Here is a 24,867-nt window from a genome sequence, read left to right as displayed (position 1 = left end):
GGCGTCAAGCGGCTGGAGATCGACCGCATCGAGCCGCTCGGCGCGATGGAGGTCTACGACATCCAGACGGAGAGCGGCGAGTTCCTCGCCGGTAACCTCCGGGTGCACAACTGCTTCATCCTCTCCGTCGACGACTCGATGGATTCGATCCTCGACTGGTACAAGGAGGAGGGGCTGATCTTCAAGGGCGGCTCCGGCTCCGGGGTCAACCTCTCCCGGATCCGCTCCTCCCGGGAGCTGCTCTCCTCCGGCGGCACCGCCTCCGGCCCGGTCAGCTTCATGCGCGGCGCGGACGCCTCCGCCGGCACGATCAAGTCCGGCGGCGCCACCCGGCGCGCGGCGAAGATGGTCATCCTCGACGTGGACCACCCGGACATCGAGGAGTTCGTGATCACCAAGGCGCGCGAGGAGGACAAGATCCGCGCGCTGCGGGACGCCGGCTTCGACATGGACCTCGGCGGCAACGACATCGTCAGCGTGCAGTACCAGAACGCCAACAACTCGGTGCGCGTCTCCGACGAGTTCATGTCGGCCGTCGAGAACGGCGGCGGCTTCGACCTGCGCGGCCGGCTCGACGGGCAGACCATCGAGACCATCGACGCCAAGAAGCTGTTCCGCACCATCGCCCAGGCCGCCTGGGAGTGCGCCGACCCCGGCCTCCAGTACGACGACACGATCAACGACTGGCACACCTGCCCGGAGACCGGGCGGATCACCGCGTCCAACCCGTGCAGCGAATACCTGCACCTGGACAATTCGTCCTGCAACCTGGCCTCGCTGAACCTGATGAAGTTCCTGCGGGCCGACGGCGGCTTCGAGGTGGAGAAGTTCGTCCGGTCGGTCGAGTTCGTCATCACCGCGATGGACATCTCGATCTGCTTCGCCGACTTCCCGACCGAGCGGATCGGCGAGACCACCCGCGCCTACCGGCAGCTCGGCATCGGGTACGCCAACCTCGGCGCGCTGCTGATGGCCTCGGGCCTGCCGTACGACTCGGAGCAGGGCCGCTCCGTCGCCGCCGCCATCACCTCCCTGATGACCGGCACGGCGTACCGCCGCTCGGCCGAGCTGGCCGGCATCGTCGGCGCGTACGACGGCTACGCCCGCAACGCCGAGCCGCACAAGCGGGTCATGCGCAAGCACGCCGCCGCCAACGACGAGATCAAGCCCACGAGCACGGTCGCCACCGCGATCGTCCGGGAGGCCACGAAGCAGTGGACCCAGGGCAACAAGGTCGGCGACAAGTACGGCTGGCGCAACTCCCAGGCCGCAGTACTCGCTCCGACCGGAACCATCGGCCTGATGATGGACTGCGACACCACCGGCGTCGAGCCCGACCTGGCGCTGGTCAAGTTCAAGAAGCTGGTCGGCGGCGGCTCGATGCAGATCGTCAACCAGACCGTCCCGCGCGCCCTGCGCAGCCTCGGCTACCCCGAGGAGCAGGTCGAGGCGATCGTCGAGCACATCGCCGACCACGGTCACGTGGTGGACGCCCCCGGCCTCAAGCCGGAGCACTACCCGGTCTTCGACTGCGCCATGGGCGAGCGGTCCATCGCGCCGATGGGGCACGTGCGGATGATGGCGGCCGTCCAGCCGTTCATCTCGGGCGCCATCTCCAAGACGGTCAACATGCCGGAGCAGGCGACCGTCGAGGACGTCGAGAAGATCTACTTCGAGGGCTGGAAGCTCGGCCTGAAGGCGCTGGCGATCTACCGGGACAACTGCAAGGTCGGCCAGCCGCTGTCGGTGGCCAAGCCCAACAAGACGACCGCGTCGGTCGAGGCCCCGGCCGAGGCGGAGAAGGCCGTCGAGAAGGTCGTGGAGAAGGTCGTCGAGTACCGCCCGGTGCGCAAGCGGCTGCCGAAGAAGCGTCCCTCGGAGACCGTCAGCTTCTCCGTCGGCGGCGCGGAGGGGTACCTCACCGCCTCGTCGTACCCGGACGACGGCCTGGGCGAGGTCTTCCTGAAGATGTCGAAGCAGGGCTCGACCCTGGCCGGCGTGATGGACGCCTTCTCGGTGGCCATCTCCATCGGCCTGCAGTACGGCGTCCCGCTGGAGACGTACGTCAGCAAGTTCACCAACATGCGCTTCGAGCCGGCCGGCATGACCGACGACCCGGACGTGCGGATGGCCGCCTCGGTGATGGACTACATCTTCCGTCGCCTGGCCCTGGACTTCCTGCCGTACGAGCGCCGCGCCGAGCTGGGCATCTTCACCGCCAAGGAGCGGGCCGCCCAGCTGCGGGCCGAGGCGGAGGCGGAGAGCGCCACGGTCAGCGGTGCGGACCTCACCGCGATGGCGGCCTCCGCGCCGGTCGAGTCGCCCGAGACCAAGGCCGGGCCGGGCCAGCAGGCCACGGTCGGTGCGGTCGCCCAGCCGGCGCAGGAGCTGGCCGACGTCGCCGCCGCGAAGCCGGCCCCGTCGGTGGGCTCCAGCACGGAGCTGCTGGAGGCCGTGATCGGCAAGGCCGCCGACGCGCCGCTCTGCTTCACCTGCGGCACGAAGATGCGCCCGGCGGGCAGCTGCTATGTCTGCGAGGGCTGCGGGTCGACCAGCGGTTGTAGCTGATTGCGGCAACAGGTCGGGCCCGGGCGCGTCAGCGCCCGGGCCCGACCTTGTTGGTAAGGAAGGGCACCTTGTTAACGCCTACGGTAGAGAAGGGCACCCCTCTCACACCCCGCAGAGCGGCTAGCCTTCGTCGATGACGACAGGTGTGGATGCGGCGGTCGCCGCCAGCTACGTCGAGTTCGCCGACCGCGAGGCGCGCGGGGTGTCGCCCGCGTACGAGCGGCTGGCCCGCTCCGTCGCCCGCGACGGGCGCCTGCACGCGCTGCTCGGCACGGTGCCGGAGGCCAAGCGGCAGCCCAATCTGCTGTTCGCCGTCGTCCGGCTGCTCGGCGGGCCCGTCGAGGACCCGGCCGCGTTCGGCGAGTTCGCGGCGGCCCACTGGCCGGCGGTCGCGGCGCAGCTGCGTACCCGCGCGACCCAGACCAACGAGGCCGGCCGGTGCGCGGCGCTCCTGCCGGTGCTGGCCGCGCTGCCGCAGCCCCTCGCGTTGCTGGAGGTCGGCGCGTCGGCGGGGCTGTGCCTCTATCCCGACCGGTACTCCTACCGCTACGGCGACCACCGGGTCGGCTCCGGGGAGCCCGTTCTCGACTGCGCGCTCACCGGTGCCGCGCCGCCGGACCGTCGGCCCGTGGTGGCGTGGCGGGCCGGGCTGGACCTGAACCCCCTCGACGTGACCGACCCCGCCGACATCGCCTGGCTCGACGCCCTCGTCTGGCCCGAGCAGGCCCACCGCCGCGCCCGGCTGCGGGCCGCGGCGGCCGTCGCGGCGGCCGACCCGCCGCTGCTCGTGCGCGGCGACCTCGTCGACGACCTGCCGGCGCTGGCCGCGCGGGCGCCCGCCGGCGCGACCCTGGTGGTGTTCCACACCAGCGTGCTCTATCTGGTGCCGGCTCCGCGCCGGGCGGCCTTCGCCGATCTGGTACGCACGCTGCCCGGCCACTGGCTCGCGAACGAGACCCCGGAGGTGCTGGGGCACGACGCGCTGCCGGAGCCACCGGACGGGACGCTGCACAACGTGCTCACGCTGGACGGCACGCCGCTGGCCTGGACGAGGCCGCACGGTCAGGCGGTCACCTGGTTCGCGTGACGCCCCGCGCGGGGTCACGCCGAGCGGCGTCGCCCACTACGCTGGGTCCTCCTGGCGTCCTGACGGGGGAGGTCGTCGTGACGAGGCCTGCCGTTCGTGTGCTCCTCGCGGTGCCGCTTCCCGCGCTCTGGGGGCTGGTCGCGGGGTGGTGGACCCCGCGCGGCCCCGGGGCCGAGGGCCCGGCGCTGGTCTCGATCGGCGTCAGTCTCGCCGTCGGGCTGGCCGCCGGTTGGCTGAGCCGGTCCCGGTGGGCGATGGTCGCCGCCCCCGTTGCGTACGCGGTGGCGGTCGAGCTGGCCCGGATCCGGCTGCGCGGGCCGAGCGTCGACCGGCCGCACCTGAGCGGTTTCGGCGTCGTCGTGCTCCTCACCGGGCGCGGGGTGCACGGCGCGCTCTCCCTGCTGCCGCTGCTCGTCGGTGCCGCGTACGGTGCCGGGATCGCCCGCCGGTCGGCCGGTGGCGACGGCCGGGGGCCGGTGCTGCGCTGGGCCGGTCGCGGCGCGGTGGGGGTGCTCGCCGCGGTGCTCGCGCTGGTCACGGTCGGCGTGGCGGTGCCGGCCCGCACCGACCCGATCCCCGGTGGGATCGCCGAGCTGACCACCGTGACCACCGCCGGTCGCGACCTCGGTCTGTTGATCCGGGGCGTGGAGCTGGCCGCGCCGGTGCTGCTCGTGGTGCCCGGCCCGCCCGGCGGGTCGGAGATCGGCTCGGTGCGCCGCCACCTGGCCGACCTGGAGCGGCACTTCGTGGTCGCCACCTGGGACCGGGCCGGCGCGCCGAAGTCCTGGTCGGCCTTCCCGCCCGCGCCGACGCTCGACGGCGAGGTGGCCGATCTCGTCGCCGTCGCCGAACACCTGCGGCGGCGCTTCGGCCGCGACCGGGTGCACCTGCTCGCCCACTCGGGCGGCACCATCCCCGGGCTGCTCGCCGTGCAGCGTCGCCCGGAGCTGTTCGCCTCCTACGTCGGCGTCGGCCAGGTGGTCAGCCTGCGCGAGGCCGACGCCAGCCAGCACGCCGACACGGTGGCCTGGGCCCGGCGCACGGGCCGGGCCGACCTCGCCGACCGGATGAGCGCGCAGGGTCCGCCGCCCTACAGGGACATCTGGGCGTACGAGCCGCTGCTGACCAATGAGCCGGCGGCGTTCGACTTCGACCGCTCCGGCAACAGCGAGGGGGCTGGCGGGGTGGTAGAGAACCTCGGCGTGCCGGAATACACGCTGCTGGAGAAGGCGCACCTGCTTCCCGGCTTCATCGACGGTTGGGACACGCTCTACCCGCGCCTGCAGGGCCTGGACTTTCGCGCCGAGGTCCGGCGGCTCGACGTCCCGACGTACCTCGTGGACGGTGAGCACGAGGTGCCGGGGCGGCTGCGCCTGCTCGACCAGTGGTATGCCCAGCTCCAGGCCCCCCGCAAGGAGCACGTTGTCATCCCCGGCGCCGGGCACCGGTCGCTGTTCCAGCGGCCCGGCCCGTTCGTCGAGCTGATGACCCGGGTACGCGCGGAGACGGAGGGCGTTGCCCGCTGAGGCGTCGCCCGCCGACGCCGCCTCCTGACCCGGCCCGCCTCGGCGCGCGGCACTCGGGCAGCGCGTCGTGTCCGGCAGCGGCTAGGGTCGCCCGTCATGGGGGAACCGAACTGGCTGCGGGAGACCCGCGCCGCGTACGACGAGGTGGCCGTCGACTACGCCCGGCTGGTCCACGGCGAGCTGGCGCGTAGGCCGTTGGAGCGGGCCCTGCTGGCCGCCTTCGCCGAGCTGGTGGGCGGTGGTGGGACCACCCGGGCGGCCGCGTCCGGGCCGGTTGTGGAGGTCGGCTGCGGCACGGGCCGGATCACCGCCTATCTGTGCGGCCTCGGGCTGGGCGTCGCCGGCCTCGACCTGTCGCCGGGGATGGTCGCCGTGGCCCGTGAGTCCTGGCCGGGGCTGCGCTTCGGCGTCGCCTCGATGACCGACCTGCCGCTGCCCGACGCCGGCCTCGCCGGCCTCGTCGCCTGGTACTCGATCATCCACCTGCCGCCGGAGGCGCTGCCGACTGTCTTCGCGGAGTTCCACCGGGTGCTCGCCCCGGGCGGCGAGCTGCTGCTCGCGTTCAAGGCCGGCGACCGGCGGATCCGCCTGGAGCAGGCGTACGGCCACACGGTCTCCTACGACGTGCACTGGCTGCCGCCGGACCGGATCGCCGCGCAGCTCGCCGCCGCCGGGTTCGCCGTGCACGCCCGCCTGGTCCGGGAGCCGGAGGACTACGAGCGCGGCCCACAGGCGTACCTGCTGGCCCGCCGGCCCCACGACGCCGACCCGGCGTAGGCGGCGGCGGGCCGCGCGGCGGGCGCGGCGGTGGGGCGCCGAGGAGTGTTAGGAAGGGGCCCTTCCTATGCAGAATGCGTTAACAAGGTGCCCTTCCTTACACTGCGGCGGTGGGGGGAGAGCGGGTGCCGTTGGCGGACCGGCCGTTGACCGAGCCGCACCCGTCGCGGCTGCCGCCGGACCATCCGCACCGGGGGCGGATCCTCGCCGCGCACGCCGCCGCCCTCGCGGCGGGGCAGGCTGGCTATCCCGATCCGGAGACCGGCCTGTTCGTGCTCACCGCCGGTTTCCTGGCCCGCCGGGGCACCTGCTGTGGGCGAGGCTGCCGACACTGTCCGTACGTGGCCGACTGAGCCCGCCGGCCCCGGGCGGCCCACCGCCGCCGCCTGGCTCTCGGCCGCCTGGAGCACCGCCGACCGTGGGCTTTCGCCCGAGGCGGACAACCCGTACGGTGTCGGGCGGACATCGGCGGGAACCGCCGGGAGGCGCGGAGGTTGGCGTGCGCGGTTGGATCTGCCTGGCGGGCGTGTCGGCGCTGCTGGTGACGGGGTGCGGGGCGGAGGCGGCGGAGCCGGTGGCGGTGCCGCGCGGCACGCCGGTCGCGGTCGACGTCCCGGCGGCGTCCTCGGGCGGCGCCTGCCGGCTGCTCGACTTCGCCGTGGTCGAGGAGCACACCGGGGAGCGGTTCGACGTGGCGGCGGCGAGCACGCGCGACGACACCCGCACCTGCGTGCTGCGCGCGAAGCGGGCGCTGCTGCCGGAGCTGGCCCTCACCGTCACCGACACGTCGATCGACGTGGCCGACTTCACGGCCGACGTGCAGCCCGCCGGGGCCCGGAAGGTCAGCCGGCTGGGTCAGGTCGCCTACCGGCGGACCGGGGCGGCGACGAAGGGGCAGGGGCCGGTCGCCGAGGTGGGCTGGCTGGCCGCCGAGGACCGGCTGGCCGTGCTGCGCTGGACGCTGCCGAAGGACGCCGAGCGCGCCGCCGCCGAGGAGGTGGCCGGGAAGCTGGTCGCGCTGGCGGGAACGGTCGACACCCGGGCCCTGTGAACTTTTTCGCCGGGCCCGGGTGTCGGCGTCAGGTCAGTGGGCGGCGACGAAGACCCGGGAGGCGACCTCGCGGGGCAGCCGGACCCGGTCGCCGGAGCGGTCGATGGAGACGCCGTCGCGCTCCTGGGCCACGGTGACCGTCGCGCCCGGGTCGACCCCGGCGGCGTGCAGCTGGCGCAGCACGTCGGCGTCGGTCTGCACGCTCTCGCAGATCCGCCGCACGACCACCGTGCCGGTGAGCCCGGGGAACGCGAGGTTGCGCTCGCCGTCGCTGCGGTCGGTCGGCTGCTCGGGCGTGCCCAGCTCCTCCAGGCCCGGGATCGGGTTGCCGTACGGGGAGCGGGTGGGGCGGTTGAGCAGGTCGTACACCCGCTTCTCCACCGCGTCGCTCATCACGTGCTCCCACCGGCAGGCCTCCTCGTGGGCCTCCTCGTAGGGCATCCCGATGACGTTGACCAGCAGCAGCTCGGCGAGCCGGTGCTTGCGCATCACGGACACGGCGGACGCGCGGCCCAGCGGGGTCAGCGCGAGGTGCCGGTCGCCCTCGACGGTGAGCAGCCCGTCGCGTTCCATCCGGGCGACGGTCTGGCTGACGGTGGGACCGCTCTGCCGCAGCCGCTCGGCGATCCGGGCGCGCAGCGGCGGGACGCCCTCCTCCTCGAGCTCCAGGATGGTGCGCAGGTACATCTCGGTCGTGTCCACTAGATCGTGGCGCATCGATTCCCCCTCTCGGCGGAGGCAGTTCCGCGCCCACTCGTGTCGACCAGGTGCTTCACGTCGGCGACCTCCCGGAGGTCGATGGTACCCCGGCCGCCGGACATCGCCCGCGGCCGAATCGCGAGGTGACCGCCCGGATGGTGTTGACTGGACGCCATGTCCGGTACCGAGGAGCTGCTGGTCGAAGCCGACCGGCTCGCGGCGGAGCTCGACTCCGCCGACCCGCCCGCCCTGCTCGACGTCCGGTGGCGGCTCGCCGGGCCGCCCGGCCGCGACGACCACGCCGCCGGTCACCTGCCCGGCGCGGTCTTCGTCGACCTGGACGCCGCGCTGTGCGGGCCGCCGGGCGCGGCCGGCCGGCATCCGCTGCCCGACCCCGCCGTCCTCCAGGCCGCGCTGCGGGCCGCCGGGGTCCGCGCCGGTCACCCCGTCGTCGTGTACGACGGCGGCGACGGCCTCGGCGCGGCACGGGCCTGGTGGACGCTGCGCTGGGCCGGGCACCGGCCGGTCCGGGTGCTGCACGGCGGCTTCCCGGCCTGGGTGGCCGCCGGCCTGCCCGTGTCGACCGACGTGCCCACGCCGGCCCCCGGGGACGTGACCGTCCGTCCGGGCGGGCTGCCGGTGCTCGACGCCGACGCGGCCGCCGCGCTGGCCGCCACCGGCGACGGGACGCTGCTCGACGTGCGGGCCGCGGCCCGCTACCGGGGCGAGCACGAGCCGGTCGACCCGGTGGCCGGGCACGTGCCGGGCGCGGTGAACCTGCCCGCCGGGGAGTACGTCGGACCGGACGGCCGCTTCCCGTCGGGCGGGGCGCTGCGGGAGCGGTTCGCCGCCGCCGGGGTCGCCGACGCCGCGCCCGTGGGGGCGTACTGCGGGTCCGGGGTGACCGCCGCGCAGGCCGTGCTCGCCCTGCACCTGGCGGGCCGCCCGGACGCCGCCCTCTACGTCGGATCGTGGAGCAACTGGGTGGCCGACCCGTCCCGCCCCGTCGCCACCGGCGGCTGCGCGTCCGGCTCCCGACCACCAGGGGAGCCGGCCGTCGGGCGAGCCCGCCGACCAGGGAGACACCGGCCACGCAGCAGCGCGTGCGCTGGGCGGCGTCGGTGACCCGTGCGACGATGACCCCATGTCCGAGGACACGGTGGTGGTGTGGGACGAGGCCCTGCTCGCCTACGACATGGGTGACCATCCGCTCGACCCGGTGCGGGTCGAGTTGACCGTCGCGCTCGCCGGGGAGCTGGGCGTCCTGGGCCGGCCCGGGGTGCGGCTGGTCCGGCCCGAGCCGGCCGACGACGCCCTGCTGACCCGGGTGCACGACCCGCGCTACCTCGACGCGGTCCGCGTCGCCCCCCGCGACCCGCTGTTCGCCGGGTTCGGGCTGGGCACGTCGGACAATCCGGTCTTCGACGGGATGCACGAGTCCAGCGCGCTGGTCGCCGGCGCCACGGTGGCCGCCGCCGAGGCGGTGTGGCGGGGCGAGGCCCGGCGGGCGGTCAACGTGGCCGGTGGGCTGCACCACGCGATGCCGGCCCGCGCCGCCGGGTTCTGCGTCTACAACGACCCGGCGGTGGCCATCGCCCGCCTGCTCGACCTCGGCGCGCAGCGGATCGCGTACGTCGACGTGGACGTGCACCACGGCGACGGCGTACAGGCCGTCTTCTGGGACGACCCGCGGGTGCTCACCGTCAGCCTGCACGAGACCCCGCTCGCCCTGTTCCCCGGCACCGGGTTCCCCGACGAGACGGGCGGGCCGGAGGCGCAGGGCACCGCCGTGAACGTGCCGCTGCCGCCCGGGGTCGACGACGCCGGCTGGCTGCGCGCGTTCCACGCGGTCGTGCCGTCGGTGCTGCGGGCGTTCCGGCCGCAGCTCCTGGTCACCCAGTGCGGGGCGGACGGGCACCGGCTCGACCCCCTCGCCGACCTGCACCTGAGCGTCGACGGGCAGCGCGCCACCTACCTGGCGTTGCGGGCGCTGGCCGACGAGCTGTGCGAGGGCCGTTGGGTGGCCACCGGCGGCGGCGGGTACGCCCTCGTCGAGGTGGTGCCCCGCGCCTGGACCCATCTGCTCGCGGTGGCGACCGGCGACCCGATCGACCCGGCGACGCTCACCCCGCCCGGCTGGCGTGCTCTGGCCGCCGCCCGCCGCCCCGGCCGGGAGGTGCCGCTGCGGATGACCGACGACGCCGACCCCGCGTTCGCGCCTTGGCAGCCGACCGGCGAGCCGAGCTCGGTGGACCGGGCGATCGCGGCGACCCGCAAGGCGGTGTTCCCCCTGCTCGGCCTCGACCCGCACGACCCTCGGGACTGAGCCGGCGACCTGGGGAGGAGGCCGGAACCGGTGACCACGGTCGACCAGCCGGTGGACGTGCTGCTGAGCGACGGCAGCACCGTCGGGCTGCGCCCGATCCGCCCGGAGGACGCGTCGGGGATCGTGGCGATGCACGCCCGCTTCTCCGAGCGCACCCGCTACCTGCGCTACTTCTCACCGTACCCGCGCATCCCGGAGCGGGACCTGAACCGGTTCGTCCACGTCGACCACCGCGACCGGGAGGCGTTCGTGGTGCTCGCCGCCGGGCGGATCGTCGCCGTGGGCCGCTACGAGCGGCTCGGCCCGCAGGCCCCCGAGGCCGAGGTGGCGTTCGTGGTGGAGGACGCCCACCAGGGGCGGGGGATCGGCTCGGTGCTGCTGGAGCACCTGGCCGACGCGGCCCGCCGGGCCGGGATCGTGCGCTTCGTCGCCGAGGTGCTCCCGGCCAACGGGGCGATGCTGCGGGTCTTCGCCGACTTCGGCTACCAGGTCCAACGCCAGTACGCCGACGGCGTGGTGCACCTGAGCTTCCCGATCGCCCCCACCGAGGCGACGCTCGCCGTGCAGCGGGGCCGGGAGCACCGCACCGAGGCCCGCTCCATCGCCCGGCTGCTGGCCCCCCGGGGCGTGGCCGTCTACGGCGCGAGCGCCACCGGGCAGGGCGTCGGTGCGGCCCTGCTCGGGCATCTGCGCGACGGTGGTTACCCCGGGCCGGTCGTGCCGGTGCACCCGAGCGCGGCGACGGTGGCGGGGCTGCCCGCGTACCCGTCGGCGGTCGACGCCGGCCACCCGATCGACCTGGCGGTCGTCGCGGTGGCCCCGGAGGCGGTGGGCTCGGTGGTGGCCGACGCGGCGGCGGCCGGCGCGCACGGCCTGGTGGTGATCTCGGCCGGCTTCGCCGAGGCCGGTGCGGGCGGCGCGGCGGCCCCGCGGGCGCTGGTCCGCGCCGCGCACGCCGCCGGCATGCGGGTCGTCGGCCCGAACTGCCTCGGCGTGGCCAACACCGCCGATCAGGTACGCCTCAACGCGACCCTCGCCCCCGCGCTGCCGGCCCCCGGCCGGGTGGGCATCTTCAGCCAGTCCGGCGCGTTCGGGGTGGCGCTGCTCGCCGAGGCGGCCCGGCGGGGCCTCGGCCTGTCCAGCTTCGTCTCCGCCGGCAACCGGGCCGACGTCTCCGGCAACGACCTGCTTCAATACTGGCAGGACGACCCCGGCACCGACGTGATCATGTTGTACCTGGAGACGTTCGGCAACCCGCGCAAGTTCGCCCGGCTGGCCCGGCGGATCGGCCGGGACAAGCCGGTGGTGGCGCTGGCGTCCCCGGCCCGCCCGCCCGGCCTGGGCGGCGACGCGCCCGGCCCCGACGCGGTCGCGGTGAGCGCCCTGTTCGCCCAGTCCGGGGTGATCCGGGTCGACACGGTCGCCGAGCTGCTCGACGTCGGCGTGCTGCTGGCCCACCAGCCCCGGCCCGCCGGGCGGCGGGTCGCCGTGGTCGGCAACTCCTCGGCGCTGACCGGGCTGGCCGCCACCGCCTGCGCCACCCAGGGGCTGACGGTGGCCGCCGGCTACCCGTCCGACGTGGGCCCCCGGGCCGGGGCGGCCGAGTTCGCCGCCGCGCTCGGCGCGGCCGCCGCCGACGACGGCGTGGACGCCCTCGTCGCGGTCTTCGCCCCGCCGCTGCCCGGCCAGCTCACCGACACCGAGGCCGACTTCGCCGCCGCCCTGCCCGGCGCGCTCGACGCCGGTAAGCCGGTGGTGGCGACCTTCCTCGCCGGGCGCGTGCCGGCGGGGGTGCCGGCGTACCCGAGCGTGGAGGAGGCGGTGCGGGCCCTGGCCCGGGTCGCCGCGTACGCCGACTGGCTGCGCCGGCCGACCGGCGCGCTGCCCGAGCTGCCCCGGATCGACCCCGCCGCCGCGTCCGCCGCGCTGCGCGCCGACGGGGCCGACCCGGCGGGGCTGCTGGGCGCGTACGGCATCGACGTGGTGCCGTCGGTGCGCGCCGGGTCGGCCGACGAGGCGGTCGCCGCCGCCGGGGCGCTCGGCTGCCCGGTGGCGTTGAAGGCCGCCGCCCCCGGGCTGCGGCACCGCCTCGACCTCGGCGCGGTCCGGCTCGACCTGGCCGACGCGGCGGCGGTGCGCCGGGCGTACGCGGAGATGTCGGCGGTCTTCGGCGCGGACGTCCTGGTGCAGGCGATGGTCCCGCCCGGCGTGCCGTGCGTGGTGGAGCTGGTGGAGGATCCGGCGTTCGGGCCGGTGGTCGGGTTCGGCCTCGGCGGCGTCGCCACCGAGCTGCTCGGCGACCGGGCGTGGCGGGCGGTGCCGCTGACCGACGCCGACGCCGCCGAGCTGGTGGACGCGCCCCGGGCGGCGCCGCTGCTGCGCGGGCACCGGGGGGCCGCGCCGGTGGACCGGGCCGCCCTGGCGGAGCTGCTGCTGCGGGTGGGGCGGCTCGCCGACGAGCAGCCCCGGGTGCGTTCGCTCACCCTCAACCCGGTGCTGGCCCGCCCGGACGGCATCTCGGTGCTGCACGCCACGGTGGGCGTGGGCGCGGCGGGCGCCCGCCCCGACACGGGCCCCCGCCGCCTGTAAGGAAGGGCACCTTGTTAACGCATTCTGCATAGGAAGGGCCCCCTCCTAACACCGCTGGGCCCGCGCCCAGCGCCGCACCGCACACGCGAGGGGCCCCGGTGAACCGCCGGGGCCCCTCCTTACGTGTGCCGCTCAGCAGGCGTACGCCTCCAGTCGCTGCGCCCGCTCCGGGGCGCGCAGCTTGAGCAGCGTGACCTTCTCGATCTGCCGGATCCGCTCCCGGGACAGGCCGAACTCCTTGCCCACCTCGTCGAGGGTGCGCTGCCGGCCGTCGTCCAGGCCGAAGCGGAGGCGGATCACCGCCTGCTCCCGCTGGGACAGGGTGGCCAGCACGATCTGCACCTCGTTGCGCAGCTCGCCGTCGGCGGCGGCAGCGCCGGGCTCGGCGGCCGGGTCGACGGCGGCGACGAAGTCGCCGAGGGCGCTCTCGCCGTCCTCGCCGACGGCCTGGTCGAGGCTGACCGGCTCCCGGTCGTACGAGATCAGCTCGATGACCTGGAACTCGGGGACGTCCATGGCCCGGGCGACCTCGGCCACGGTGGGCTCGCGACCCAGCGTGACGGCCAGCTCGCGGCGGGCCCGGACCATCCGGTTGACCTGCTCCACCATGTGCACCGGGATGCGGATGGTGCGGGCCTGGTCGGCCATCGCCCGGGTGATCGCCTGCCGGATCCACCAGGTCGCGTACGTGGAGAACTTGAAGCCCTTGGTGTAGTCGAACTTCTCGACCGCCCGGATCAGGCCGAGGTTGCCCTCCTGGATGAGGTCGAGGAACGCCATGCCCCGGCCCGTGTACCGCTTGGCGATGCTGACGACGAGGCGGAGGTTGGCCTCCAGCAGGTGGTCCTTGGCCGTGCGCCCCTCGGCGACGACGATCTCCAGGTCGGCGCGCAGCTCCGTCGAGACCGGCGTGCAGGTGGCCAGCTTCTCCTCGGCGAACAGCCCGGCCTCGATCCGCTTGGCGAGCACCACCTCCTGCTCGGCGGTGAGCAGCTTGGTGCGCCCGATGCCGTTGAGGTAGGCCCGGACCAGGTCCGTGGAGACGCCGCGCTCGTCGGTGGCGTCCAGGTCGGTCAGGGTGTCGGCGGCAGCCTCGGCGTCGGTGGTGACGGCCGGGCCGATCTGGTTCTCGATCATCTGAAGGACCATCTCTGTCTCTCCCCGTGTCCACGTCGGTGCCGCGTTGCCGGCCCAGTGGTGCCGGTGACTCACACTCTGGCAAGCGGGACGTGAAACGGGAGTGAGGCGATCGGGGAACCGACAGCGGATAGGGGTGTGGCGGACCCCTGACCTTGCCAGGCCCGGCTACCGTGCCGGCAGTCGGTCGTTCGGGCCGAATCAGCAGGTCGGCGGCTCGTCGGCCGATCTTCGAGAGGGTGGAGGGCGTCGTGGTCTTCAAGCGGCTCATGCAGGCGATGGGTGTGGGCGGTCCGTCGGTGGAGACGGTGCTGAGCAATCCGAACTGCCGTCCGGGCGGTCAGTTGGAGGGCGTCGTGCACGTGGCGGGCGGCGAGCACGCGGTCGATATCGACTACGTCGCGCTGGGCCTGGTCACCCGGGTCGAGGTGGAGAGCGGCGACAGCGAGTACGAGACCACCCAGGAGTTCCACCGCCGTCAGGTGACGGGGGCGTTCCGGCTGGAGCCGGGGCAGCGCTACGACGTCCCGTTCCGCTTCGACGTGCCCTGGGAGACCCCGCTCACCGAGCTGTACGGGCAGCACCTGCACGGGATGACGATGGGGCTGCGTACGGAGCTGGAGGTGGCGCGGGCGGTCGACAAGGGCGACCTGGACGCGGTGGCGGTGCACCCGCTGCCGGCCCAGGAGGCGCTGCTGGAGGCGCTGCTGCGGCTGGGCTTCCGGTTCGCCCGCGCCGACGTCGAGCGGGGCCACATCTACGGGGTACGCCAGCACCTGCCGTTCTACCAGGAGATCGAGTTCTACCCGGCCCCCCAGTACGCCCAGGCGATCAACCAGCTGGAGGTCACCTTCGTCACCGACCCGCAGCAGGTGCAGGTGGTGCTGGAGATCGACAAGCGGGGCGGCGTGTTCACCGAGGGGCGGGACGCCTTCGGCCGGTTCACCGTCGACCACGCCACGGTGCACAACACCGACTGGGCCGCCCAGCTCGACGGCTGGCTGCGCCAGTCCATCCAGCGCCGCGGCCTCTTCTTCTGACCCCGGGACCTCTTCGGTGATCAAGAGGTTTGCGTCCGGTTCCGGCCGGCGGCTGACGCAAACCTCTTGATCACCAAGGGCGGGGTCAGAGGTCCAGGAGGAGGGTGCGGGGGCCTACGTTGACGCTCTCCACCAGCATGTGGGTGCGGAAGCGGCCCGTCTGCACCGGGGCGCCGCGCTCCCGCAGGGCCGCCACGACCGCCTCGACCAGGGGTTCGGCCACCTCGGCGGGGGCGGCGGCGGTCCAGCTCGGCCGCCGGCCCTTGCGGGCGTCGCCGTAGAGGGTGAACTGGCTGACCACCAGGATGCCCGCACCGGTGTCCGCCGCGCTGCGCTCGTCGTCCAGGATGCGCAGCTCGTGGATCTTGCGGGCCATGGTGCGGGCGGTCTCCCCGGTGTCGGTGTGGGTCACCCCGAGCAGCACCAGCAGCCCGTCGGTGACCGCGCCGACGACCTCCCCGTCGACGGTGACACTGGCCCGGCCGACGGTCTGCACGACCGCCCGCATCAGAGCACCGCCCGTGTCGCCGCCGCCGGCATCCGCGTGGCTCTCAGCGCCCGCATCAGTCGGTCACCGGCTCGACGACGCCGCGCTCCACCAGGTGCGCCACGATCGGGCCGGCCGCCTCCGCCAGCTCCTGCGGCGTCACGTCGTGCGCGGCGGCGAGCAGGGCGAGCTGGTCGCGCATCGGCAGCCGGCCGTCCGCGCCGCCGACCAGGGCCAGCACCAACGGGTCGATCTCCTCCGTCCAGCGCAGCCCGTGCGGCATCGCCAGGACCTGCCGGTCCACCGCCCAGCCCTCGTCGCCCATGGTCGCCTCCTGCCGCAGCTGGAGCCCCTCGGCGGCCCGGTAGCGCGCGTCGAGCAGCCCGTCGGCGCCGTGCGCCCGGAGCCAGTCCTGGCGGTCGAACCAGGCGGCGATCTGGCCGCCCAGCGGCGGCTCCACCCGTTGCCGCAGGTCCTCCACCCGCACCACCGGGTCGGCGTGGCCGCCGCGGCGCAGCGAGACGATGCCGAAGCCGATCGCCTCCACCTTGTGCGCGTCGAACCAGTCGAGCCAGGCCGCCGCCCGGTGCGGGTCGGCGGCCTCCCCGACGTCGGTCAGCCACAGGTTGACGTACGCCATCGGGTCGGCGACCTCCCGCTGGATGACCCAGGCGTCCAGGCCGGTGCCGGTGAACCAGCCGGCCACCCGCTCGCCCCAGTCCTCCCCGGTGACGTGCACCCAGTTGGCCAGGTACTGCATGGTGCCGCCCTCGGTGAGCAGCCCCGGTGCGGCGGCGGCCAGCTCGGCGCCGATCGCGTCGCCGACCCGGCCCGAGTCCCGGTACACGTGGGTGGTGGTGCCCGGGCCGACCACGAACGGCGGGTTGCTGACCACCAGGTCGAACCGGCGCCCGGCGACCGGGGCGACCAGGTCCCCGCGCAGCAACTCCCAGTCCTGGCCGTTGAGCGCGGCCGTGGTGGCGGCGAAGCGCAAAGCCCGCTCGGAGACGTCGGTCGCGGTGACCCGGCGGGCGTGGGTGGCCAGGTGCAGCGCCTGCACCCCGGAGCCGGTGCCCAGGTCGAGCGCGGTCTCCACCGGCCGGCGCACCGCCGCCCCGATCAGCGTCTGGGTCGCCCCGCCGATGCCGAGCACGTGCTCGGAGTGCAGCGGCCGGCCCGGCCGGGAGCTGACCGGCAGGTCGGCGAGGACCCACCAGTCGTCGGCATACGGCTCCAGGTCGACGCCCGCGCGCAGCCCGTCGCCGTGCCGCTCCACCAGGCCCCCGGCCAGCGCCTCGGCCACGGTCAGCGGGGCGAGCGCGGCGGCCACCGCGGCCTCCGGCTCGGTCTGGTCGCAGATGAACACCCGGATGAGGGTGGCCAGCGGGTCGAGGTCGGCGGTGGCGCGCAGGGCCGCCCGGAAGTCGTTGCGGGCGATCCCGCCGGTGGCCTGCGGTCCGAGCCGGTCGGCGATGCCGTTCGAGGTGTACGCGGCGCGGGCGAGCGCCGTCCGGAGCGCCTCGACGCCGGCGGGGGAGAGCAGCATGTCGTGTTCGTCCACGTCGCCATCCTGCCTGTCGAGGCGGCGCGCATCGGCACCGCCGCCCCGAAATCCGACCGCCGGGCGGGACCGGCCGGGCCGGGAGCCGGTGTCGGGGAGTCGGCGTCGTCCCCGGGCGGCGGACGGGCAGGATGGACCGCATGACGTTCTCGCTGCCCATCGACCCCGAGGCCAACCGGCTGCTGGAGCGCAGCCCGCTGGCCCTGCTGCTGGGAATGACGCTCGACCAGCAGATCCCGATGGAGAAGGCGTTCTCCTCGCCGTACGTGCTGACCCAGCGCCTCGGGCACGAGCCGGACGCCCGCGAGCTGGCCGGTTACGACCCGGACGCCCTGGTGGCGGTCTTCGCCGAGCCGCCCGCCCTGCACCGGTTCCCGAAGGCGATGGCCGCCCGGACGCAGGAGGTGTGCCGGGTGCTGGTCGACCGGTACGACGGTGACGCCGCCCGGCTCTGGGCCGACGTCGCCGACGGGCGGGAACTGCTGCGCCGGATCACCGAGCTGCCCGGGTTCGGCCGGCAGAAGGCGCAGATCCTCGTCGCGCTGCTCGGCAAGCGGTACGGCGTCACCCCGGCCGGCTGGCGGGAGGCGGCCGGCGGCTACGGCGACGCCGACGCGTACCGGTCGGTGGCCGACGTGGCCGACGCGGACTCGCTGCGCCGCGTACGCGAGTACAAGCAGCGGATGAAGGCGGAGGCGAAGGCCGCGAAGGGCTGACGAAACCCGCGCCGCTCGGGCTCGTTGAGCCCGTCGGGCGTCGGCGACGGGTGGGCGATGACGGAGGACCAGCGGGGCACGGCGCTGCTGCGGGGCGCGGTGAGCTCGCCCCGGGCCAGCTTCCTGGAGCTCTTCTTCGACCTGGTGTTCGTCTTCGCGCTGACCCGGGTGTCGCAGCGGATCATCGACGACGTGGCGTCCCCCGGCCGGGACGTGTGGAGCGAGGTCGCGCAGACCCTGCTGCTGTTCCTCGCGCTCTGGCTGGTCTGGACGCTCACGGCCTGGGTGACCAGCCGCTACGAGCCGGAGCGCGGGGTCATCCAGTTCGTCGTGGTGGCCTCGATGTTCGGCAGCATGGTGATGGCCGTCGCGCTGCCCCGGGCCTTCGCCGAGCGGGCGCTGACCTTCGCCTGCGCATACCTGGCGATGCAGATCGGCCGGCCGCTGCTGGTCACCGTGGCGCTGCGCCGGCACCCCCGTCGGACGGTGACGGCGCGCATCGTGGCCTGGATGACGGTCGGCGCGCTGGCCTGGCTCGCCGGTGCCCTGGTGCCGCAGCCGGCCCTCCGGGCGGTGCTCTGGACCGCCGGACTGACCTGGGACTACACGGGGCTGGCGCTCGGCTGGCCGGTGCCGCGTCTCGGGCCGACCCGGGTCTCCGGCTGGGCCGTGATGGGCGAACACCTGGCGGAGCGGTACCAGCAGATCTTCCTGATCGCGCTCGGCGAGACGATCCTCATCATCGGTTTCACGTTCAGCAACAGCGGCTTCTCTGCGGCCGGGTTCGGGGCGTTCGCCCTCTCGTTCCTGGTGACGGCGCTGTTCTGGCGGATCTACTTCCACCGGGCCGGGCACCTGCTGGCCGAGGCGATCCGGGTGGCCCGGTCGCCGGGGCTGCTGGGCGAGTCGGCGAGCTGGACCCACCTGGTGATGGTGGCCGGTGTGCTGGTCACGGGCGTCGGCTACGAGCTGGTCATCGACCATCCCTTCGCCCGGACGGAGTCGACGTGGGCAGTCTTCGTCATGGGCGGCCCCGCGTTGTTCCTGGCCGCCCGGGCACGCTTCGAGTACGAGATCTTCGGCCGGGTCTCCCGCTCTCGGCTGGCCGGGGTGCTGGTGCTGGTCGCGCTGGCCCCGCTGGCGCTGCGCATGTCGCCGATGGTTGCGCTCGCGTCGGCGGCCGCCGTGCTGGTGGCGATCGCCGTGAGCGACGCGGCGCGGTCGTGGGGCCGCCCGGCCGAGCGCCCCGCATCGCCGCTGTAGCGGCCCGCCCACCGCCATCCAGGGCCGCCCCGGGGCCGGGGTCCAGACGGTCGTGGCCCGGGGCTCAGGCGCGGTTGTGGCCCGGGGCTCAGGCCGCGGTGGGCCGGGAGAGGGCGGCGAGGGCCCGCCGCACGTCGGCGAGGGACACCGTCGCCGAGTCGTCCAGCTCGGCCAGGCCGGCCTCGATCCACTGCCGCATCAGCGTGGTCACCCCGATGCCCCGGGCGTCGGCGGCGGCCCGCACCCGCTCGTACGTCTCCAGCGGCAGCCGCACCGAGCGGCTGACCATCGGCACGTCGGTGTCGGGGGTGGGCAGCTCCACGGGCGCGCCGGTGTCGATCAACTCGGCCAGCGGGTCGCCACCGCCGTGGAACTGCTTGGTCGCGTCGTTACGGTTCATCGCCACGCCTCCTCATCGGCGGAATCTGCGGCCGGCGTCGTCGTCGGGAAACCGGCGGACGGCCTCGTCGTAGCGCTTGGCCTCGGCGTCGGTCAGCTCCCGGGCGGAGAGCACGTCCCAGTCGTTGTCGGCGCCGTCGGCCTCGGCGAGCAGCACGGCCAGCCGCCTGCCGTGGCGGGCGGCGGCGTAGACGACCATCACGTCGTCGCCCAGGTGCCGGATGACCCGCCGCGGGCTGTGCAGCGCCTCCCAGACCTCCCCGGGCGTGACGTCGTAGACCCGCAGGTTGGCCAACGCCTCGTCGGTGAAGCTGAACCGGCTGCCCACGAGCGGAGCGTACCACGGGCGTAACACGAGCCGGAACGAGTCGATTTCGCTGATCAACGCCCCGCGACGAACCGATCAACGCCCCGGGGTGACAGGATGGGGGCGATCCCTCTTGGAGGTTCGTGGTGAAGCGTCAGGCGTACCAGCCGATCCTGATCACCGACGCGGCCCGCAGCCAGGACGACCAGCTCACCAGCCGGCAGCGCCGCTACGTCGTGATGATGGGCGTCCGGGTGGCCTGCGTGATCGTCGGCGCGATCCTGGTCGGCGCGCAGGCGCCCATGCTCTGGCTGTGGCTGCCGCTGTGCGGCCTCGGGATGGTGCTCATCCCGTGGCTGGCGGTGCTGCTGGCCAACGACCGGCCGCCGAAGGAGAAGCACCGGCTGGCCAACCGCTTCCAGCCCCGGCACACCGACCCGGCCCCGCCGATGAGCCTGGCCGCCGAGGAGCGCCCGCACAAGGTCATCGACGCCGAGCCCTGACCGGCACGGCCCGGCCCCCGGCGGCCGGCGCGCGCAGGGCGGGCCGCCGTCAGCCCGTCGGGCGCGCGCCGATGGTCGACACGGCCAGCGCGCCCAGGTCGCCGGCCCGGTCCAGCGCCGCCCGGGGCCCCGCCCCGGCCAGCCAGGCCGACAGCAGCCCGGCCGCGAAGGCGTCCCCGGCCCCGGTGACGTCGGCCACGGCCACCCGCCGCGTCGGCGCCACGCTGACCGTCGCCGCCCGGTCCGCCCACACCGCCCCGGCCGCGCCCCGCTTCACCACCACCCGCCGGGCCGTCGCCGTCAGCGCCCGCGCCTGCGCCGCCGGGTCCAGCCCGCCGGCCAGCACGGCCGCCTCGTCGGCGTTGACCAGGAGCAGGTCGACGTCGCGTACCCAGGTCAGGAAGGCCGCCGCGCCGACCCGCCGCAGCGGCGCCGCGGACGCCGCGTCGACGCTCGTGGTGAGCCCGCGCTCGCGCGCCGCGGCCAGCGCGCGCAGCCCGGCGCCGCGCGACCCGACGTCCAGCAGGGGATACGCGGACAGGTGCAGGTGCCGCGCGTCGGGCGCTGCGGCGAGGGCGGCGTCGACGTGCCCGGCGCCCAGCCGCAGGTTCGCCCCCCGTTCGGTCACCATCGTGCGCTCGCCGTCGCCGGTGAGCACGATCACGGTGCCCGTGGTGCGGCCCACGTGCCGCTCGACGGCGCAGTCGACGCCGGCCCGCTCCAGCTCGGCGACCCGGTCGCGGCCCGCGTCGTCGTCGCCGACTGCGCCGACCATGGTCACCGGCACGCCCTGGGCGGCGAGCCAGGCGGCGGTGTTGGCGGCCTGCCCACCGCCGGTGACCCGGATCGTGGCCGGGGTGTCGGAGCCGGTGGCCAGCGGCCCGCCGAGCACCGCGACCACGTCGGTGATCAGGTCGCCGACGACGACGATCCGGCCCGGCCCGGCCGGGTGGCGCGTAGCGGTCATGCGGCGGCGCGGCCGGCGGCGGCGACCGCGATCCGGGCGGCGAGGTCGGCGTTGCGCAGGATGATCCGCACGTTCACCGCGAGGCTCGCGCCCTCGGTGGCGGAGTGGAAGTGCGCGAGCAGGTACGGCGTCACGGCCTTGCCGGTCACCCCGTCGCGCTCCAGCAGGGCGAGGCCCTCGGCGAGCGTCCGGTCGTGCAGGGCGGGGTCGAGCTGCTCGTCGGCCGGCAGCGGGTTGGCCACGATCAGCCCCCCGCCGTGCACCCCGTGGGCGTCCCGCGCGGCCAGCACGTCGGCGACCTGCTCGGGCGAGTCGACCGACCAGTCCAGGTCGAAGCCGGCATCGGTGAGATAGAAGCCGGGGAACCGGCGGGTGCGGTAGCCGACCACGGCGACGCCGAGGGTCTCCAGCCGCTCCAGGGTCGCCCCGACGTCGAGGATCGACTTGACCCCGGCGCAGACCACGGCGATCGGCGTGCGGGCCAGGGTGCCCAGGTCGGCCGACTCGTCGAAGGTCGTCGCGGCCTCCCGGTGCACCCCGCCCAGCCCGCCGGTGGCGAAGACCCCGATCCCGGCGGCGGCGGCCACCGCGCTGGTGGCGGCGACCGTGGTGGCCCCGTCCGCGCCGGCCGCGGCGGCGATCGCGAGGTCGCGCACCGAGAGCTTGCTCACGCCGTCGACGGTCGCGAGCCGGGTCAGCTCCGCGTCGTCGAGGCCCACCACGAGCTGACCGCCGACCATGCCGATGGTCGCCGGGACCGCCCCGGCGGCGCGGACGGCCTGCTCGATCTCGCGGGCCACCCGCAGGTTGTCGGGCCGGGGCAGGCCGTGCGAGACGATGGTGCTCTCCAGGGCGACGACCGGAAGCCGGTCGCGCAGGGCGGCGGCCACCTCGACGCCGAGGCGGGTGTGGAAGCTGTTCACGTCCGTTACGGTACGGGCCGGGAAAGGGTGGCCTGCGGTGGACCCGGCCAGGTCGGCCTGCCAGACTGGAAAGTTGGAGGTGCAGAAGTGAACACACAGGTTCTCGAACGTCCGGACCTGAAGGATGCCGACACCGGTCCCGAGATGTTCCACTACGTCCGCAAGGACAAGATCGCCGAGAGTGCCGTCATGGGCACCTTCGTCGTCGCGCTGTGCGGGGAGAAGTTCCCGGTGACCAAGGCCGCCAAGCCGGGCTCTCCGGTCTGCCCGAAGTGCAAGGAGATCTACGAATCCTGGGGCGAGTGACCATGGGCGGCCCCTCCGGCCGCCCACGTAACCTTCGGCGGTGACCACCTCCACCGCCCTGCTCCTCGCCGACCTGACCGGGGTGGCCGTCTTCGCCGCCTCCGGGGCCTCGGCGGCGGTGGCCAAGCGTCTCGACCTGTTCGGCGTCGTCTTCGTCGGCTTCGTCGCCGCGCTCGGCGGCGGGATCCTCCGCGATCTGGTGATCGACGAGGTGCCGCCGCTGGCCTTCGCCGACTGGCGGTACGCGGCGACGGCCGCGCTCACCGCCGCCGCCACCTTCTGGCTGCACCCCAGACTGGCCCGGCTGCGCACCACCGTGCTGGTGCTCGACGCCGCCGGCCTCGGCCTGTTCACCGTCACCGGCACCCTCAAGGCGCTCGACGCCGGCGTCCCGGCGGTCGGCGCGTGCCTGCTCGGCATGCTCACCGCCATCGGCGGCGGGCTCGGCCGGGACCTGCTCACCGGCGAGATCCCCGTGGTGCTGCGCCGGGAGATCTACGCGGTGGCGGCCCTCGCCGGGGCGGTCGCCGTGGCGCTGCTCGACGCGTTCGGGCGGGCCGACGCCGCCGGGCTGACCGCTGCGGCGGTGTTCGTCTTCGCGCTGCGCCTGGTGTCGCTGCGGCGGCGCTGGTCCGCCCCGGTGGCCACGCTGCGCCCGCCCCGCACCGGCGCCCGGGGCCCCGGCTCCTGACCGAGGGTGATCGTGTGCCGCCTGTTCGTGTGGTGCGGAGGGTGCTGATGTGACCAGCGTGGCGTCGCCTGGGCCCACCGGCCCGCGCTGGTTATGCTGATCCGGCCTTCGCGGCACCCGATGCGCGAGGGCCTTTTCATGGGCGGCGGCACCCGTGGCCCTCGACCGGGGCCCGCCGTCGCGCGGTCGGAGAGGAGCCTGACGCGTGGCAGCCCGGACGCCGGCGCTCGAGACGTTCCCGCCCCTGCGTGCGTGGCAGCGCAAGGCGCTGGTGGAGTACCTGCGGCGACGCACCGAGGACTTCACGGCGGTCGCCACCCCGGGGGCCGGCAAGACCACCTTCGCCCTGCGGATCGCCGCCGAGCTGCTCGCCGACGGCACCGTCGAGGCGGTCACCGTGGTCGCCCCCACCGAGCACCTGAAGACCCAGTGGGCGCAGGCGGCGGCCCGGGTCGGCATCCAGCTCGACGCCGCGTTCCGCAACGCCGACCTGCACTCGTCCGCCGACTTCCACGGCGCGGTGGTCACCTATGCCCAGGTGGGGATGGCGCCCCAGGTGCACCGGCGGCGCACCATGACGCGACGCACCCTGGTCATCCTCGACGAGATCCACCACGCGGGCGACTCCCGCACCTGGGGCGACGGGGTGAAGGCGGCGTTCGAGCCCGCCGTGCGCCGGCTGATGCTCACCGGCACCCCGTTCCGCTCCGACGACAACCCGATCCCGTTCGTCACCTACGAGCGGGGCGGCGACGGCCTGCTGAGGTCCCGCGCCGACGCCGTCTACGGCTACGCCGACGCGCTGCGCGACAACGTGGTCCGGCCGGTGCTGTTCCTGGCGTACTCGGGGGAGACCCGGTGGCGGACGAACGCCGGGGACGAGCTGGCCGCCCGGCTGGGCGAGCCGATGACCCAGGATCTCGTCGCCCAGGCGTGGCGTACCGCCCTGGATCCGGCCGGCGACTGGATGCCGCAGGTGCTGCGGGCCGCCGACGCCCGGCTGACCGTGCTGCGCAACGCGGGGATGCCCGACGCCGGCGGGCTGATCATCGCCAGCGACCAGCAGACCGCCCGCTCGTACGCGAAGCTGATCGAGCGGCTCACGGGCGAGAAGGCCGCGGTGGTGCTCTCCGACGACCAGGGCGCGTCCGCCCGGATCGCGACGTTCGCGGCGTCCGAGCAGCGCTGGCTGGTGGCGGTCCGGATGGTCTCCGAGGGCGTCGACATCCCCCGGCTGGCGGTCGGCGTCTACGCGACCAGCGCCAGCACCCCGCTCTACTTCGCCCAGGCCATCGGCCGGTTCGTCCGGGCCCGCCGCCCCGGGGAGACCGCGTCGGTGTTCCTGCCCAGCGTCCCGCACCTGCTGGGGCTGGCCAGCGAGATGGAGGCCGAGCGGGACCACGTGCTCGGCAAGCCGAAGGACCGCGAGGGCTTCGACGACGACCTGCTGGAGCGCGCCCAGCGCGACGACCAGGCCAGCGGGGAGCTGGAGAAGCGGTTCGCCGCCCTGTCCGCCACCGCCGAGCTGGACCAGGTGATCTTCGACGGCGCGTCTTTCGGCACGGCCGCCCAGGCCGGCACCCCCGAGGAGGAGGAATACCTGGGGCTGCCCGGGCTGCTCACCGCCGACCAGGTCTCCCTGCTGCTCACCAAGCGGCAGGCCGAGCAACTGGCCGCCCAGCGCCGCCGGGCCACCGAGCGGGCCGCTGAGTCGGCCGCTACGGCCACGGTGGCGCCTCCGCCGCCGATGAGCGCCGCCCAGCGCCGGGTGGCGCTACGGCGGCAACTGAACGCCCTCGTGGCCGCGCGGCACCACCGCACCGGCCTCCCGCACGGCAAGATCCACGCCGAGCTGCGCCGGCTGTGCGGCGGCCCGCCCAGCGCCCAGGCCACGATCGAACAGCTCGAGGAACGGATAGCCACGGTCCAGACCCGGTGTCCGGG

The 24,867-nt window shown here is 74.9% G+C and carries 22 protein-coding genes and 2 pseudogenes; 16 read left to right on the top strand and 8 right to left on the bottom strand.

The window, feature by feature from the left end; translation table 11 throughout:
- Positions 1-111 precede the first annotated feature (111 nt).
- The 6 genes and pseudogenes from LPA42_RS34545 to LPA42_RS20700 all read left to right on the top strand — a co-directional run.
- Positions 112-2,568: pseudogene (locus LPA42_RS34545) on the top strand (vitamin B12-dependent ribonucleotide reductase); the annotation flags it as partial.
- A gap of 133 nt (positions 2,569-2,701) precedes the next feature.
- A complete protein-coding gene (locus LPA42_RS20720) occupies positions 2,702-3,655 on the top strand; it encodes a DUF2332 domain-containing protein (protein WP_077936779.1) in 954 nt (317 codons plus the stop codon).
- 77 nt (positions 3,656-3,732) lie between these two features.
- Positions 3,733-5,181, top strand: coding sequence for an alpha/beta fold hydrolase (locus LPA42_RS20715; protein ID WP_228986790.1), 1,449 nt, complete (start codon positions 3,733-3,735; stop codon positions 5,179-5,181).
- Positions 5,182-5,277: 96 nt separating this feature from the next.
- Positions 5,278-5,958, top strand: a complete 681-nt coding sequence (locus LPA42_RS20710) for a class I SAM-dependent methyltransferase (RefSeq protein ID WP_077936780.1) — start codon at positions 5,278-5,280, stop codon at positions 5,956-5,958.
- A 110-nt stretch (positions 5,959-6,068) separates the two neighbouring features.
- Complete coding sequence (locus LPA42_RS20705) at positions 6,069-6,311, top strand: DUF5522 domain-containing protein (protein ID WP_043962494.1); 243 nt, start codon at positions 6,069-6,071, stop codon at positions 6,309-6,311.
- 146 nt (positions 6,312-6,457) lie between these two features.
- Positions 6,458-7,009 (top strand): hypothetical protein, encoded by a 552-nt coding sequence (locus LPA42_RS20700; RefSeq protein ID WP_077936781.1) that lies wholly within the window; start codon positions 6,458-6,460, stop codon positions 7,007-7,009.
- A 33-nt stretch (positions 7,010-7,042) separates the two neighbouring features.
- Here the strand turns inward: LPA42_RS20700 and LPA42_RS20695 are convergent, their stop codons facing one another.
- Positions 7,043-7,726, bottom strand: coding sequence for a metal-dependent transcriptional regulator (locus tag LPA42_RS20695; protein ID WP_043962497.1), 684 nt, complete (start codon positions 7,724-7,726; stop codon positions 7,043-7,045).
- Between the two features lie 156 nt (positions 7,727-7,882).
- On the opposite strand from LPA42_RS20695, the pseudogene LPA42_RS20690 reads away from it, so the two are divergent.
- The 3 genes and pseudogenes from LPA42_RS20690 to LPA42_RS20680 all read left to right on the top strand — a co-directional run.
- Positions 7,883-8,719: pseudogene (locus tag LPA42_RS20690) on the top strand (sulfurtransferase); the annotation flags it as partial.
- 133 nt (positions 8,720-8,852) lie between these two features.
- Positions 8,853-10,034: an acetoin utilization protein AcuC gene (locus LPA42_RS20685; protein ID WP_077936783.1), complete on the top strand. Its 1,182-nt coding sequence runs from the start codon at positions 8,853-8,855 to the stop codon at positions 10,032-10,034.
- 30 nt (positions 10,035-10,064) lie between these two features.
- Positions 10,065-12,623: a bifunctional GNAT family N-acetyltransferase/acetate--CoA ligase family protein gene (locus tag LPA42_RS20680; RefSeq protein ID WP_228986789.1), complete on the top strand. Its 2,559-nt coding sequence runs from the start codon at positions 10,065-10,067 to the stop codon at positions 12,621-12,623.
- A 132-nt stretch (positions 12,624-12,755) separates the two neighbouring features.
- On the opposite strand, the gene sigB is transcribed toward LPA42_RS20680, so the two are convergent.
- The gene (gene sigB, locus LPA42_RS20675) at positions 12,756-13,760 is read right to left on the bottom strand and encodes an RNA polymerase sigma factor SigB (protein ID WP_091277515.1); all 1,005 of its coding nucleotides are present in this window, start codon (positions 13,758-13,760) and stop codon (positions 12,756-12,758) included.
- 251 nt (positions 13,761-14,011) lie between these two features.
- Here sigB and LPA42_RS20670 point away from each other — a divergent pair, with 251 nt between their 5' ends.
- Positions 14,012-14,800, top strand: a complete 789-nt coding sequence (locus tag LPA42_RS20670) for a sporulation protein (protein WP_043964209.1) — start codon at positions 14,012-14,014, stop codon at positions 14,798-14,800.
- An 85-nt stretch (positions 14,801-14,885) separates the two neighbouring features.
- Here the strand turns inward: LPA42_RS20670 and dtd are convergent, their stop codons facing one another.
- Together dtd and LPA42_RS20660 are read right to left on the bottom strand one after the other, a co-directional pair.
- A complete protein-coding gene (gene dtd, locus LPA42_RS20665) occupies positions 14,886-15,308 on the bottom strand; it encodes a D-aminoacyl-tRNA deacylase (RefSeq protein WP_077936784.1) in 423 nt (140 codons plus the stop codon).
- Positions 15,309-15,363: 55 nt separating this feature from the next.
- Positions 15,364-16,848 (bottom strand): methyltransferase, encoded by a 1,485-nt coding sequence (locus LPA42_RS20660; RefSeq protein ID WP_228986788.1) that lies wholly within the window; start codon positions 16,846-16,848, stop codon positions 15,364-15,366.
- Positions 16,849-16,979: 131 nt separating this feature from the next.
- Between LPA42_RS20660 and LPA42_RS20655 the strand changes: the two genes are divergently transcribed.
- The gene (locus tag LPA42_RS20655; RefSeq protein ID WP_077936785.1) at positions 16,980-17,564 is read left to right on the top strand and encodes an HhH-GPD-type base excision DNA repair protein; all 585 of its coding nucleotides are present in this window, start codon (positions 16,980-16,982) and stop codon (positions 17,562-17,564) included.
- Between the two features lie 57 nt (positions 17,565-17,621).
- The gene (locus tag LPA42_RS20650; protein ID WP_077936786.1) at positions 17,622-18,827 is read left to right on the top strand and encodes a low temperature requirement protein A; all 1,206 of its coding nucleotides are present in this window, start codon (positions 17,622-17,624) and stop codon (positions 18,825-18,827) included.
- An 88-nt stretch (positions 18,828-18,915) separates the two neighbouring features.
- Here the strand turns inward: LPA42_RS20650 and LPA42_RS20645 are convergent, their stop codons facing one another.
- Complete coding sequence (locus LPA42_RS20645) at positions 18,916-19,227, bottom strand: hypothetical protein (protein WP_043964213.1); 312 nt, start codon at positions 19,225-19,227, stop codon at positions 18,916-18,918.
- A gap of 12 nt (positions 19,228-19,239) precedes the next feature.
- Positions 19,240-19,554, bottom strand: coding sequence for a hypothetical protein (locus LPA42_RS20640; RefSeq protein WP_228986787.1), 315 nt, complete (start codon positions 19,552-19,554; stop codon positions 19,240-19,242).
- A 125-nt stretch (positions 19,555-19,679) separates the two neighbouring features.
- Between LPA42_RS20640 and LPA42_RS20635 the strand changes: the two genes are divergently transcribed.
- Positions 19,680-20,036 (top strand): DUF3099 domain-containing protein, encoded by a 357-nt coding sequence (locus LPA42_RS20635; RefSeq protein ID WP_077936787.1) that lies wholly within the window; start codon positions 19,680-19,682, stop codon positions 20,034-20,036.
- A 49-nt stretch (positions 20,037-20,085) separates the two neighbouring features.
- Here LPA42_RS20635 and LPA42_RS20630 read toward each other — a convergent pair whose 3' ends face one another.
- Together LPA42_RS20630 and LPA42_RS20625 are read right to left on the bottom strand one after the other, a co-directional pair.
- Positions 20,086-21,003 (bottom strand): carbohydrate kinase family protein, encoded by a 918-nt coding sequence (locus tag LPA42_RS20630; RefSeq protein WP_077936788.1) that lies wholly within the window; start codon positions 21,001-21,003, stop codon positions 20,086-20,088.
- Positions 21,000-21,926, bottom strand: a complete 927-nt coding sequence (locus LPA42_RS20625) for a pseudouridine-5'-phosphate glycosidase (protein WP_077936789.1) — start codon at positions 21,924-21,926, stop codon at positions 21,000-21,002. The genes LPA42_RS20630 and LPA42_RS20625 overlap by 4 nt, the downstream gene beginning before the upstream one ends.
- A gap of 87 nt (positions 21,927-22,013) precedes the next feature.
- Between LPA42_RS20625 and LPA42_RS20620 the strand changes: the two genes are divergently transcribed.
- The 3 genes from LPA42_RS20620 to LPA42_RS20610 form a co-directional block, all read left to right on the top strand.
- Positions 22,014-22,232: a DUF3039 domain-containing protein gene (locus tag LPA42_RS20620; protein WP_043962508.1), complete on the top strand. Its 219-nt coding sequence runs from the start codon at positions 22,014-22,016 to the stop codon at positions 22,230-22,232.
- A 40-nt stretch (positions 22,233-22,272) separates the two neighbouring features.
- Positions 22,273-22,923 carry a trimeric intracellular cation channel family protein gene (locus LPA42_RS20615; protein ID WP_077936790.1) on the top strand — a complete coding sequence of 217 codons (651 nt, stop codon included), beginning with the start codon at positions 22,273-22,275 and terminating at the stop codon, positions 22,921-22,923.
- Positions 22,924-23,128: 205 nt separating this feature from the next.
- Positions 23,129-24,867 (top strand): DEAD/DEAH box helicase (locus tag LPA42_RS20610; protein WP_228986786.1); only part of this gene is annotated, 1,739 nt, incomplete at its 3' end.

It is taken from the genome of Micromonospora sp. DH13 (genome assembly GCF_020873825.1).
Classification (GTDB): Bacteria; Actinomycetota; Actinomycetes; order Mycobacteriales; family Micromonosporaceae; genus Micromonospora; species Micromonospora haikouensis.
This window is presented reverse-complemented; position numbering and strand designations above follow the sequence as displayed.

Coding starts and splice junctions, on each gene's coding strand:
- sigB (WP_091277515.1), bottom strand. CDS start 13,760: ATGATCGAGAACCAGATCGGCCCGGCCGTCACCACCGACGCCGAGGCT.
- LPA42_RS20720 (WP_077936779.1), top strand. CDS start 2,702: ATGACGACAGGTGTGGATGCGGCGGTCGCCGCCAGCTACGTCGAGTTC.
- LPA42_RS20650 (WP_077936786.1), top strand. CDS start 17,622: ATGACGGAGGACCAGCGGGGCACGGCGCTGCTGCGGGGCGCGGTGAGC.
- LPA42_RS20630 (WP_077936788.1), bottom strand. CDS start 21,003: ATGACCGCTACGCGCCACCCGGCCGGGCCGGGCCGGATCGTCGTCGTC.
- LPA42_RS20645 (WP_043964213.1), bottom strand. CDS start 19,227: ATGAACCGTAACGACGCGACCAAGCAGTTCCACGGCGGTGGCGACCCG.
- LPA42_RS20710 (WP_077936780.1), top strand. CDS start 5,278: ATGGGGGAACCGAACTGGCTGCGGGAGACCCGCGCCGCGTACGACGAG.
- dtd (WP_077936784.1), bottom strand. CDS start 15,308: ATGCGGGCGGTCGTGCAGACCGTCGGCCGGGCCAGTGTCACCGTCGAC.
- LPA42_RS20685 (WP_077936783.1), top strand. CDS start 8,853: ATGTCCGAGGACACGGTGGTGGTGTGGGACGAGGCCCTGCTCGCCTAC.
- LPA42_RS20695 (WP_043962497.1), bottom strand. CDS start 7,726: ATGCGCCACGATCTAGTGGACACGACCGAGATGTACCTGCGCACCATC.
- LPA42_RS20655 (WP_077936785.1), top strand. CDS start 16,980: ATGGACCGCATGACGTTCTCGCTGCCCATCGACCCCGAGGCCAACCGG.